The following is a 12,484-nucleotide window of genomic DNA, read 5'->3' on the forward strand; positions in this document are numbered from 1 at the left end:
CCTCTTTTCATCATCGTATCACAGTTGGTCCGGGCCATGTTTAGAAGGATTTTGAAAAAGGAATGAGGAAAGATAAGCATAAGAATATGATCGAATGGAAGCGGGAGTGAGAACATGAAAATTGCCATTGCCGGCGGTTCGGGGTTTATTGGAACTGCTCTTACCGAAAGGCTGACTGCCTCGGGCCATGAAATATTCATTCTGACAAGAAACAGCGGCAATAAACCGCAGAAAAATGGCGTCACCTATGTGGAATGGCTTAAGGACGGAACTGAGCCGGAAAAGGAAATCAGCGGGGCTGATGTGATTGTCAACCTTGCAGGTGAAAACCTGAACAGCGGCCGCTGGACTGACGAAAAAAAGAAAAAAATTATGGACAGCAGAATTGATGCTACCCGCTCGGTCATGAATCTGATCGAAAATCTGGAATCTAAGCCCGAAGCGCTGGTAAACGCCTCTGCTGTCGGTTATTACGGAACTTCGTTTACAGAAACCTTTACTGAATCCCACAGTGAAAGCGGGGACGATTTCCTCGCCGAGGTCTGCAGGCGCTGGGAGGAAGAAGCGAGCCACGCAATAAAATCCGACCTTCGGGTAGCCTACATGCGCTTTGGCATGGTTCTCGACCGCGATGAAGGGGCGCTGCCCCAGATGCTGATTCCCTTTAAGCTGTTTGCCGGCGGACCTGTCGGTACAGGAAAACAGTGGATGAGCTGGGTTCATATTCAGGACGTAACTGGAGCACTTCAATATGCCATTGAGAATAAGGAGCTTTCAGGCCCCGTTAATGTCACGGCCCCCGAACCGGTTCAAATGAACGAGTTCGGTAAACAGCTGGCTGATGTCATTAACCGTCCCTACTGGCTCCCTGCTCCAAGCATCGCCCTGAAAGCAGCCCTCGGTGATATGAGCGTTCTCGTACTTGAAGGTCAGAAAGTTGTTCCGGAAAAACTGATGAATTCCGCCTATTCTTTTCATTACCCGGCTCTAAAGCCGGCACTGGAAAACCTGCTTAAATGAGGCTGGGACATGTGGAAAGTGTTTAGATTAGAATCCGAACAAAAAGCTGATAAGCGGATGAAATATTCGCCGACTCCTGCGGGAGGAAAAGCGCAGGTGAGACCCCGCAGGGCGAAGCACGCGGAGGCTCAGCCGCTTCCCGCGGAAAGCGGCGAATATTTCAGGAGCGATTTACCTGCACCGCTTATTGGCTGTTCGGATTTTCGTCTGTAAAAATACTTCTGTCCCAGCCACTTTTTTGTTTGCCTGTGCATTCCGGACAGTACAAGCAGAACCCCCTCTCCTCCTTCTTCCTCCCATGACCAGAGATTCCCCCGTATATTCCGGATTATTTTTCCACATACTAATAATAGAAACAGCTGGAGGTGAGCAGATGGAGAGCAGGAAACGCCTGGTGAAAGAAGAGCGCAGAACGATGAACAAAGCCCAGGAAGTGGCATTTCTTGGCCAGTTTAAAGCAGCAGACCGGGCAGCAGCCAGGGGACGAAATACAAAATAAATGTCAGGAGGACATACATATGCCTAAGGAACCGAAACGCCAGCAGGGACGCCAGGAAACACACAATACAGAGGACAACGAGATTGTGGAGTACTCCGAAGAACTGGCTGACGCAGAAGACAAAAAAGCGATGGCGCGTGCTCAGGCAGCAGACGAGCGTGCCGCCGGAAATGAAAAGCCTGAACAAAAATAAAGTCCGGGAGGGTGAACGGGAAATGAAAAACGTTTCTCATTATGTTCACCCTTTTCCCTTTCCCGCACAATTCTCATTCTGGTCATAACTGGGCAAAAGAGGTATGATGGAAAGAGAGGGAGGGTTAAAGTTGGATGCAACTTTCGTACTTATACCACTTTTAATCATTCTTGGTTTGTTTCTGCTGAATATTTTTACAAGCATCTGGGCCTACCGCGATTCCCGGCGGAAGGGAGCAAGTAAGGAATATTCACTGCTCATTCTGCTTGGTACACTGTTTTTCCCGATTATAGGTCTCATCATATACCTGATTATCCGCAACGATTAACACCGTGAATACAAGAGACGCAGCGTTCAGGAACACCTTGACTACATATCACCCGGCATATGCCGGTACGCGAAAGGAAAGGTGAAACTATGAAAAGTCTGCCTCAGAGTTTCCTCGGAAAGAAAGTTTATATGGATGGCCGCACCCGCAGCTATACAGTCCGCTATGAGGAGCATATCGCAAAAAATAAAACGCACGTAATCCTGTTTGAACAGGAGACACCCGTGATCTTTGCCGTCCTTTCAAGCGAAGGGAATTTTCTTGATTCGTTCTATCTTACAGGAAAAAACAATCAGGCTTCCGCCAACGCCCTCGAACGTTACAAGGAAATGACCGAACGGCGTAAATCACGGCCCATGACCCAGGACGACCTGAGAGATGCCCTGAAAACCGAACCCAATGCCAAAATGAAAAACGAAAACATTCTCAAACATCTGATTGATGAGCATCTTGAAGATATTAAGCACCAATGGCCTTCAAGGCTTATACTGATGCAGAAAACAGAAGGCCGGCATGATGAATCCCTCGTCATGCTTGCCCTCCGGGAAGCTCTTCACATGGCAAATGCCCAAAAGTCTTTCAGCTACCTGACTGCACACAGGCTTGACCAGTCAGTGCCGGAACTCGGGTTCATTATGCACGAGTACCCTGATCTTCTGCCGGAAATCTGTGAGTACTACCTGGAATACAATGAAGTAAAGATCGTACGCCAACTGCTTCTCAATACGGCAGCTTCCGTACCTCTCGACCAGAAGGAGCTCATTGAAAGTCTCCTCAGTATGGCCAGCAGGATTGACCATATTCACTATTCCAGCGTATTGAAAAGTGTCCTTTCCGTTCTGTTTAAACGGGTTAAGCAGGACGCAAAAACGTCACCGAAAGCATGGCTCACCAGCACAGTGTCCGACCGGAAAACAAGACTCTCCATTGCGGCTGCTCTTAAAAGCCAGAAAACGGGTTAATGTTTCAGCAGCTAATAGTTGTGGATTGGAAAGCGTCCGCCTGGAGTGCCGCTATTTAAGTCAATAATCTATGATAAAAAGGATGCCCGGGCTGATTGCCCGGGCATCCTTTCTGATTATCCATGTGTGCGTCTTGCAAAGTCCACAAACCGGAATTTATCCGGACGGTGCCGGGATTCCGTATACTGAAACAGGCTTGCATCATCGAAGTAAACGTAGTTCTTAACGACCACGATGTTGGAGAACCCGTCCAGATCGAGAAAGTCACGGTCTTCTGCAGTCGGCTCGATCACCGTAATTTCCTTTTTGGCAAAGCTGATCGTCATGCCGAGAGTGGATTCAATGTATTCGTAAATAGAATGAGCGCAGATTTCCTCCGTCAGTTCACCGATAAATGCTTCGTTGAAGAAATCCTTGTCCAGTATTACTTTCTCCCCGTCAATTTCACGGACACGGTGAACCTCCCAGACTTTCCCGCTGCTCTTCATCTGAAGCTGATCCCGGATAAATGAACCAGGCTCGATCAGATCGAGCTTTTCAACGTGGGTCTGGTGATTATCACCGATCTTTTTGGCCAGTTCCTTAAAACTGACGAGACCGGAGATGGGAAAATCAAACTTCCTTGCATCAAGAACGATGGATCCTTTTCCCTGGACTTTCTGGATAAAACCGTTCTGTGAAAGCAGATTCAGGGCTTTACGGATGGTCTCCCTCGAAGTGTCATAGGAGGACATCAGTTCATGTTCTGAAGGGAGCTTCGCCTGAGGCTGGTATTCTCCCTGCTGGATCCGATCGGCAATATCCTTATAAATCCTGATAAACTTATTCTGCATACAATCACCGCTTTACGAAGATAAGGGCCTGACATTATATGGGTTAATCCTTACCAGTTTATCATGCTTTTTTAAAATGATAAACGACCGATTCGTAGGGACGAAGGGTGAGTGAATCCGGACTGTCCTGTGAGTCATTGTAATTGGAAATAAGAATACCCGCCTTCATACCACTGACGTCCACTGGGTTTTCAAAGGATGCTTCTGTTCCGTAGAAATTATTGACTACAAGAAGTTTTTCATCCTCTGTTTCCCGCACGTAGGCAAAGACGTTTTGATCTTCAGGAAGAAGCAGCTTATAGTTTCCGTGTGTGATGATGTCATATTCTTTTCGAAGGCGAATGAGCTCACGGTAATGATAATACACCGAGTTCCTGTCGGCGAGTGCAGCTTCAGCATTGATCGTCTTATAGTTTGAAGCAACATTGATCCACGGTGTGCCGTTTGTAAAACCTGCATTTTCCGTATCATCCCACTGTACCGGAGTTCGGGAATTGTCCCGGGATTTCTGCTTGATGCTCTCCATAAGCTCGTCTTCAGCCACACCTTGTTCACGCTTGATTTTGTAAATGTTGAGCGTTTCCACGTCACGGTATTCCCCGATGGAATCAAACTTCGGATCGGTCATGCCGAACTCTTCTCCCTGGTAGATATAAGGGGTACCCTGCATCATGTGAATCGTAGTGGCAAGCATTTTTGCAGACTCGTTATGGTACTCTGTGTCGTCACCGAAACGGCTCACTACCCGTGGCTGGTCATGATTACACCAGAACAGTGCGTTCCACCCTCCGCCTTTATGCATTTCTTCCTGCCAGGTGGAGAGAATATTTTTGAGCTGGAGAAAATCAAACGGCGCTGCGGTCCACTTTTCCCCGTTCGGATAGTCCACTTTCAGATGGTGAAAGTTAAAGGTCATGGACAGTTCGTTCCGGTCCGGCCGGGTATATTTTATACAGTTGTCAATCGTTGTTGAGCTCATTTCACCTACAGTGAGCACGTCGTACTTCGAAAATACTTCGCGGTTCATTTCCTGCATAAACTCATGAACACGGGGACCGTCTGTATAAAATTTCCTTCCATCCCCCGGCGGGACAGAGCCGTCATCGTCCGGGAAGTCCTGGTCTTTTGAGATCAGGTTGATAACATCAAGACGGAAGCCGTCTACACCTTTATCGAACCAGAAGCGCATCATGTCATACACGCGCTCACGGACTTCTTCGTTTTCCCAGTTCAGATCCGCCTGGGTCACATCAAACAGGTGAAGATAGTACTGGCCGGTGGCTTCGTCGTACTGCCACGCATTCCCGCCAAACTTGGACTGCCAGTTGGTCGGTTCGGCGCCGTCGACCGGGTCTTTCCAGATGTAATAGTTCCGCTTCGGACTTTCCTTTGAGGACGCAGACTCCTGGAACCACTCATGCTCGGTGGACGTGTGGTTCACAACGATGTCCATAATAATTTTCAGACCGCGTTTGTGTGCTTCATTCAGAAGACGGTCGAAATCCTCCATCGTCCCGTACTCTTCGTGGATACTGAAGTAGTCACTGATATCGTAACCGTTGTCTTTCTGAGGTGATTTGTAGATTGGAGTAAGCCAGATCACGTCCACACCCAGATCCTTTAAGTAATCAAGCTTCTGAATAATCCCGTCTATGTCACCGACACCATTTCCCATTGTATCGTTGAAACTCTTCGGATAAATCTGATATACGACGCTTTTCCGCCACCATTCATTCATCTGCATCGGATAAACCTCCAGAATTTTGTCTCTTTCAATCTTCCCCCAAAAACCCCTGGTTGAAACCGCATTCCCCGGATTTGAGGATGTGTCTCGAGTAGAATTATAACTTGTATATACATGGTGGTCAACCTGCTGAACGGGCCGCATACACCGTTGGATGCGCACGGAAAAAAAGGCCCGGATTAAAAATCCGGAACCTCGTAAATGATCTTATTGTGTTTCCAGGCCTTCCTGGCCGACTTCAACAGTGTCACGGAGTTCTTCGCTGACGTCCTCTTTTTCCATATCTATAATCACCTCGTACTCCCCTGGTTCAGGAAACGCATATTCAGCCTGGTACTCACCGGGCTCCATTTCCTGTGCATCAACCGAGCCGGAGTGACCTTCATCTCCCTCAATCCTGAAGCTGACATCAGCATCTTCCCACGGTTCGTCTTCCCAGTTAATCTGCACTGTAAGTACTGCCGGTTCAGCTGCCCCAAGCTCATCCTGGACTCCGAAAGAAACGAACATTTCAGGTGGAAGATCCTTGGCTTCACTGTCTTCTCCCTGATTGATCGTAATTGCCCCCACCTCAATTTCCGAGATGGTGGCCGTGGTTCTGCCGTTAACCTCTGCCCGGGACTGAACGTAGAAGAACCCGGTATTTTCGAAGATGTGCATTTTTTCATACATGCCATCCCCTACCGGTTCAGCTTCAAGGACTTCAGCTGAAGGACTATTGCCGTGCTGCCAGACTTCAAAAGTAACTTCATCTGCCTGTTCCACGGGCTCGCCTCCCCGAGTCAGCCTGACGAGGAGCGGCACTTCATTTCCAGCCTCCTGCCGGGGTTCAAAAAGGACCTGAATGGTGACAGGCGGTTCATGCTCTTCAGCCGCATTTTCCTGCTGATTGAGACATCCCCCTGTCAGGATGGAAACAGCCAGAATCACCGCCGGAAGCACTGTTTTTTGGAGCATTTCACAATTCCCCCATACGTAAATGCTTCCCTTCACTGATTTCCTGCATCTGCCTCTAACGGAAAGCATTTCTTTTTACTAAGTTTACCCATGATTACCCTGTGCGACACATACTGCTGTCTGCCTGCGAAGTATCCGGAAGGAACTATTTCCCTTCCTTAAGGACAAACGAGGAAACTACTTCCACCTGTGCCGTCTGTGGAAACATATCTACAGGCTGAAGCTGTTCCAGCCGGTAGCCTCCTTTAACAAGGACATTAGTATTTTTTGCAAGTGTGGACGGATTACACGAAACATATACGATACGTTTTGGCTTAACCCGTCTGATCGTTTCCAGAAGCGAATCATCGAGGCCGCTTCTCGGAGGATCGACAACGAGGACATCGGGTGTCCAGCCTTCCTTTTCCCACTGCGGCAGCCATTTCTCTGCTTTTCCTGTTTCATAAACCGCATTTACCCCAAGGCGTTCCGCATTTTTCCGGGCGTCTCTGATTGAGTCTTCAATCACGTCCATGCCCCTGATCTCCCCCGCTCCGTCAGCGAGCCAGAGTCCAATCGTCCCGACCCCGCAGTAGGCATCGGCCACTTTTTCCGTGCCTGAAAGGCGGGCAGCTTCTTTCGCCATATTGTACAGCTTTTCTGTCTGAACCGGATTAAGCTGGAAAAAGGCCCTCGCAGACAGGTCGAAGCTCAGATCTCCAAGCTCTTCACGGATTTTTTCCTTTCCTGCGATTACCCGGGTCTCGTCCCCGAAAATGAGCGATGTTTTTCTGCTGTTGATATTGTGCACCACCGATTCAACAAAAGGAAGCCGCTCCTTTACACGCTCGAGAATCAGTTCTTCTTTTGGAAGATCCTTAGTAGCAGTTACCAGGACAAGCTGCACCTCGCCTGTTTCAAACCCTGCACGGGTCACGATGGTCCGCACAACTCCCTGGCGCTTTTTCTCATTGTATGCCGGGATATTAAGCTGTTCGAGAATCTCTTTTACCGTCCGTGTCACTTCATCGGTTTTCGGATGCTGCACAATACATTCGGGAATATCAATGAGTCTGTGGCTGTCCGTCTGATACAGACCGACTATCAACTTGCCGTCGTCATTACCTGCCTGCATCTGACTCTTGTTTCTGTATCGCCACGGATCCTTCATGCCAACAGTCTGTTTAAGTTCAACCCGGCCGAAGCTGACCTTTGTATAACGTTCAAATGCCTGGCGCACCACATCGCGTTTTTCACGCAGCTGCCCTTCATAGGAAAAATGCTGGAGCTGACATCCGCCGCAGTGATCATAATACGGGCACGGAGCCTCAACGCGGTCCGGCGAGGCTTTCCGGATTTTCCGCACACGTCCTTCGGCAAACTTTCTGTGCACCTTAGTGACCTCACACACAATCTCCTCGCCCGGCAGTGCCCCCCTTACAAAGACAACCTGCCTCTTATAATAGCCGACACCTTCTCCGTCGATCCCCATCCGTTTGATGGTGAGGGGAAATCGTTGTCCTTTTGTCATTGTCACCTGTGAAGGTTTATCTTTACTATGCTGTTTCTTCATTCGTCTGTTCTCCTCCGTTTAAGATGGACCGTTACCGAGACTGTTCCACAAGTAAAGTGTCGCGTAGCTTCTGTAAGGTGCCCACCTGGCAGATGTTTCTTCCATATATGAGATGCCCGGCTTTTCCCCGAGGCCGTGTTCTTTTTTCAGTGCGTTCTGGACTCCGATGTCACCAACAGGAAACAGGTCCTGGCGGCCGAGCCCGAACATCATGAAGTTTTCGGCAGTCCATCGCCCGATGCCTCTCCTCTTTGTAAGAAGCCCTTCGATTTCACTGTCTGTAAGCAGATGGAAAGTTTCGGGATCCGCCCCTCCGCCTGCAATCCATTTCGCTGTGTCAATGATATATTCCGCCTTTCTCGTGCTGAACTGCATTGATCTGAGTTCATCTACACCAATGCGGCTCACCGACTCCGGTGACGGAAAAAACCACAGCCCGTCCTGTTCCGTACCAAATGCCTCTACAAAACGGTTCGTGAGAGTTGCGGCAAAAGCCATATTCAGCTGCTGGTGAATGATCGTTTTGATCAGACTCCCAAAAAGCTGTGCGTCACGGATAAAAGGAACACCGTAATTTTCCCTCACGGTCTCTTCCAGGCCGTTTAAGGAAAGGTGCTCTGCGATCCTCGCCAGTGGAGCATCAAACTGCATAATACCGGTCACCTGCTCCAGCAGTCTTCCTTCTTCGTGCTGCTCGACTTCGGCCGAGAGCAGGAATTCCGGCCGGTCGGTTGTCCCTGCTGCCGTGACCGTTACCACTGCAGGTCTCCCGTTAAATAGAATGCCCAGTCTGAGCGACCGCCTGTCCATTTCCGGCTCTGCCCACGGGTCCGGGGCCAGACGTCTGAGAGCCTGGTCAAAATTGTAAGGTCCATCCAGCTTTATCTTTCTTTCCACCGAAATCCCGCCTTTCCTGCGCTTCCCACATCATAACATATCCCGGCTTCCTTAACTTGCCACCCCGCATCAGGCCTCATGTTTGTTACACTCGTATGGAGAGAAAATCACGGCACTGTTCCAGGACGGAAATAAAAAGAAGAGCCGCTTTTCCGCAGGCTCCAGAACGCTTTATGGATAAGCATGAACCATATAGGGACCAGAACAGGTGAAAGCCCGTTCTCCATTATAAACCGTCTGGATCGGGGCAAAACAGGGCCATTATAAAAGGGAGAGGTTTTTTGTGTCAATTGCAACAGACGTAGCATCCTTGAAAATTATGGCAGACATCTATCAGAGAAAAAGTCTGTCCGACATCCTTCAAAAAACAGTAGACAGCCTGCATGAGCATGTTTCCTACATTGACTGGGCAGGCATTTACTTCGTGGAAAACGTTGATGAAGCCCGCCTTATGGCTGCTTCCGATGAAGAGACGGATCTCAGCTGGGAATCCAACGCCGAGCTGAAGTTTCCACTTGAAGACGCAGAGAAAAACATACTCGGCGTGCTTGTTGTTAAAAGTCGCGAAGCGATCTGCTTCGACGTGACTGATGTTTCCACCCTTGAGGAAATTGCAGCAGGCCTTGCTGAAATCAGTTTCTCCAACTGAAAAACGGGTAAAAAAACCGGCAGCTAACCTTTTCGGATGGCTGCCGGTTTTGTGTTTCGCATGCTGTTATTCCACTGCATGGGGACGCTTTCCGCCGGCAGGGTCTTCAGCCCCCAACTCCTAGTCGTCCCCTTCCCGAAAAGGGGTCACGCTGTTTTCCGCCTCTATATGGTCGAGGCTTTTAAACTCGTAGCCCTGGTCGCGGAGGTCGTCAATTACTTTCGGCAGTGCTTCTGCATTGTCGCTCGACACGGAGTGGAGGAGCATGATGGCTCCCGGGTGAATGCGGCGCATGATGGAATCATAGGCGTACTTCCATCCTTTCTGCCGGTTCACCTCCCAGTCCACATAGGCAAACGACCAGAACACATTTGTGTATCCGAGCTGCTGTGAGAGCGCAAGGCTCTTTTCACTGAAGGTACCCCGGGGAGGCCGCAGATACTGCATCCGGCTGTCGCCCGTCACTTCGGTATACAGGTCTTTCAGGTTCTCAAGCTCCCGTTCCAGTCTCGCATCACCCACTTCCGGAAGGCTTGGGTGATGGTAGGAATGATTCCCTATAATGTGACCTTCCTCGACCATCCGTTTGATCAGATCTCTCTCTGTATCCAGATAGTGACCAGTTACAAAAAATGCAGCAGGTACTTCTTTTTCCTTCAGCACGTCGAGCACCTTCGCCGTATACCCGTTTTCATAACCGTTATCGAAGGTAAGATAGATCTCCTTTTTCGACGTATCCCCGATATAGAAGCCGCCGTACTTCTCCAGCAGTTCTTCGTAGTGAGGCTCAGTCGATGGCGGTTCATTGTTCTCCTTCGGCTTAAAATTCCAGTTGTATACCTGCGTGCTGAAAGCAGAGGCTGTATCTGTCATAAGCAGAAGCACCATCAGTATGACCGCCGCAGCTGCATACCAGCTGTTTCTTTTCATCTGAACCGGCCCCTTTCTTCGTTGATTGTTTGTATGTAGTATGAGCTTGGCGGCTGTGATTCATGCGTTACAGAACATGCGCTGCCGCTCTGCAGCCGGGACCTCAGCTCAGTAATGCTCCACGGCGAATCGGAAAATTTGAGGCAGGTTACAAAAAAAGCGGCCCCTTTACAGGTGACCGCTTTAATGGCTGTTTAATATACTTTTTCCTTATGTTTTGCAAGCCGCTCAAGAGAGCTCAGTTCCACATCCTTATGGAGACTGTTCCCGTGGGCATCCATCGTCACAATCGCCCGGAAGCCTTCAACGCGGAGGTGCCACATCGCTTCAGGAATGCCGAATTCCATCAGATCCACACCCTCAACGCCTTTAATGCAGTCAGCATAGTACTGGGCTGCTCCGCCGATGGCGTTCAGATACACACCGCCGTGCTCTTCGAGTGCCTTCAGCGTTTTTGGTCCCATACCGCCTTTTCCGATGACGGCGCGGATGCCGAACTTTTTCATTATGTCGCCCTGGTAGGGTTCTTCACGGATACTCGTTGTCGGGCCTGCCGCTTTTACGTGCCACTGGCCTTCATCGTCCTTGAGCATGACCGGGCCGCAATGGTAGATCACCTGGCCGTTCAGATCGATCGGCGCCTCGTTTTCCATAAGATGATGATGTATCGCATCACGGCCTGTATGCATCATGCCATTGATCACGACCACGTCACCGACACGGAGTTCGCGGATCTGCTCTTCTGTGATCGGTGCCTCAAGTACAACTTCCCGGGCCTGTTCCATGTCTTCTTCAGCTGTGGCTGCCACTTCATCTTCAGGGAAAGTCACTTTTTCCCCGTTTTTATACAGCCACTCGTTAATAGCGCCGGTCTGCGGGTCAACCTTCACACCGAGACGGCGGAACGCCCAGCAGTTATAGGCAACAGATACGAAAAAGCTTGCCGGCAGACGGTTCGCCGCGCCGACTTTACAGCCGAGAAGGGTAGCCTCTCCCCCAAAGCCCATCGTACCGATACCGAGCGTGTTCGCTTTTTCAAGAATGTAATCTTCAAGATCAGCAAGTTTTTCATTAGGGTTTACATCGTCTGTTTCCCGGAACAGCTGCTCTTTTGCAAGGGCGTAGCTGGAGATCCGGTCACCGCCGATACCGACACCGATAAAGCCTGCGCTGCATCCCTGCCCCTGCGCCTGGTACACAGAGTGGAGAATACACTTGCGGATTCCGTCAAGGTCACGGCCCGCACGTCCGAGGCCTTCAATTTCCGCCGGAAGGCTGTACTGGATGTTTTTGTTTTCACAGCCGCCGCCTTTCATGATAAGGCGTGCGTCAATTTCGTCCTTTTCCCACTGCTCGAAGTGGATGATCGGTGTTCCTTCACCGATGTTGTCCCCGCTGTTTTCTCCTGTAAGAGAATCCACAGAGTTCGGGCGAAGCTTTCCGTCCTTAGTTGCCTGTTTAACTGCTTCGTGAATATCCCGCTTCATTTCGATCTGGTTCGCGCCAACCGGAACCTTAATCTCAAACGTCAGCATCCCTGTATCCTGACAGATCGGCAGCACATGCTCGTCTGCCATTCCGATGTTTTTTGTAATTGTTGCAAGTGAAAGTGCCGCTGTGGTACCGGCGTTCTCTTTCTTTTTCGCACGGTCAACAGCCCGTCTCACATCATGAGGCAGGTTCGTCGATGTTTCCACAATCAGCTCATACATGCTTTTCTGAAAATCACTCACTGTCCAACACTCCCCGTTTCTCGTTGTCATACATCTGCTATTATACTATGAAACCCCTTTCACGAAAAAGGGCGAATTCACGGCAGGACGCGTCAGGATCCTGAAGCTTTTTGCACGACAAAAAAGCACCGCAGCGCTGCGGTGCTTTCATTACGGTCATCAGTATGGTATTTAATAGGCTCTGTTA

Annotated in this window: 13 protein-coding genes; 6 read left to right on the forward strand and 7 right to left on the reverse strand. The window is 49.7% G+C overall.

Going from position 1 to position 12,484, the window contains the following annotated elements; translation table 11 throughout:
* Positions 1 to 114: 114 nt before the first annotated feature.
* From FGB90_RS15465 to FGB90_RS15485, 5 genes are all read left to right on the forward strand, one after another.
* Positions 115 to 1,020, forward strand: coding sequence for a TIGR01777 family oxidoreductase (locus FGB90_RS15465; RefSeq protein ID WP_138811765.1), 906 nt, complete (start codon positions 115 to 117; stop codon positions 1,018 to 1,020).
* Between the two features lie 373 nt (positions 1,021 to 1,393).
* Positions 1,394 to 1,519, forward strand: coding sequence for a YfhE family protein (locus tag FGB90_RS15470; RefSeq protein WP_138811766.1), 126 nt, complete (start codon positions 1,394 to 1,396; stop codon positions 1,517 to 1,519).
* Positions 1,520 to 1,538: 19 nt separating this feature from the next.
* On the forward strand, positions 1,539 to 1,712 hold the full coding sequence (locus FGB90_RS15475) for a YfhD family protein (protein ID WP_138811767.1): 174 nt from the start codon (positions 1,539 to 1,541) through the stop codon (positions 1,710 to 1,712).
* Positions 1,713 to 1,842: 130 nt separating this feature from the next.
* Complete coding sequence (locus FGB90_RS15480; protein WP_246056209.1) at positions 1,843 to 2,040, forward strand: PLDc N-terminal domain-containing protein; 198 nt, start codon at positions 1,843 to 1,845, stop codon at positions 2,038 to 2,040.
* 89 nt (positions 2,041 to 2,129) lie between these two features.
* The gene (locus FGB90_RS15485) at positions 2,130 to 3,002 is read left to right on the forward strand and encodes a hypothetical protein (protein WP_138811768.1); all 873 of its coding nucleotides are present in this window, start codon (positions 2,130 to 2,132) and stop codon (positions 3,000 to 3,002) included.
* Positions 3,003 to 3,118: 116 nt separating this feature from the next.
* Here the strand turns inward: FGB90_RS15485 and treR are convergent, their stop codons facing one another.
* The 5 genes from treR to FGB90_RS15510 all read right to left on the reverse strand — a co-directional run bounded on the left by treR (position 3,119) and on the right by FGB90_RS15510 (position 8,985).
* Positions 3,119 to 3,835 carry a trehalose operon repressor gene (gene treR / locus FGB90_RS15490; RefSeq protein WP_138811769.1) on the reverse strand — a complete coding sequence of 239 codons (717 nt, stop codon included), beginning with the start codon at positions 3,833 to 3,835 and terminating at the stop codon, positions 3,119 to 3,121.
* 61 nt (positions 3,836 to 3,896) lie between these two features.
* On the reverse strand, positions 3,897 to 5,579 hold the full coding sequence (gene treC / locus FGB90_RS15495; RefSeq protein WP_138811770.1) for an alpha,alpha-phosphotrehalase: 1,683 nt from the start codon (positions 5,577 to 5,579) through the stop codon (positions 3,897 to 3,899).
* Positions 5,580 to 5,786: 207 nt separating this feature from the next.
* Positions 5,787 to 6,536 (reverse strand): FixH family protein, encoded by a 750-nt coding sequence (locus FGB90_RS15500; protein WP_171051869.1) that lies wholly within the window; start codon positions 6,534 to 6,536, stop codon positions 5,787 to 5,789.
* Positions 6,537 to 6,681: 145 nt separating this feature from the next.
* Positions 6,682 to 8,088 (reverse strand): 23S rRNA (uracil(1939)-C(5))-methyltransferase RlmD, encoded by a 1,407-nt coding sequence (rlmD, locus tag FGB90_RS15505; protein WP_138811772.1) that lies wholly within the window; start codon positions 8,086 to 8,088, stop codon positions 6,682 to 6,684.
* Between the two features lie 18 nt (positions 8,089 to 8,106).
* Positions 8,107 to 8,985 (reverse strand): DNA-3-methyladenine glycosylase family protein, encoded by an 879-nt coding sequence (locus tag FGB90_RS15510; protein ID WP_138811773.1) that lies wholly within the window; start codon positions 8,983 to 8,985, stop codon positions 8,107 to 8,109.
* Between the two features lie 283 nt (positions 8,986 to 9,268).
* Between FGB90_RS15510 and FGB90_RS15515 the strand changes: the two genes are divergently transcribed.
* Positions 9,269 to 9,634 (forward strand): GAF domain-containing protein, encoded by a 366-nt coding sequence (locus FGB90_RS15515; protein ID WP_138811774.1) that lies wholly within the window; start codon positions 9,269 to 9,271, stop codon positions 9,632 to 9,634.
* Between the two features lie 120 nt (positions 9,635 to 9,754).
* Here FGB90_RS15515 and pdaA read toward each other — a convergent pair whose 3' ends face one another.
* Together pdaA and FGB90_RS15525 are read right to left on the reverse strand one after the other, a co-directional pair.
* Entirely contained in the window at positions 9,755 to 10,564 is an 810-nt protein-coding gene (gene pdaA, locus FGB90_RS15520) for a delta-lactam-biosynthetic de-N-acetylase (RefSeq protein WP_138811775.1), read from the reverse strand.
* Between the two features lie 194 nt (positions 10,565 to 10,758).
* The gene (locus FGB90_RS15525) at positions 10,759 to 12,327 is read right to left on the reverse strand and encodes a fumarate hydratase (protein ID WP_281280064.1); all 1,569 of its coding nucleotides are present in this window, start codon (positions 12,325 to 12,327) and stop codon (positions 10,759 to 10,761) included.
* Positions 12,328 to 12,484 lie beyond the last annotated feature (157 nt).

This window comes from Alteribacter natronophilus (genome assembly GCF_006007885.1).
Classification (GTDB): Bacteria; Bacillota; Bacilli; order Bacillales; family Salisediminibacteriaceae; genus Alteribacter; species Alteribacter natronophilus.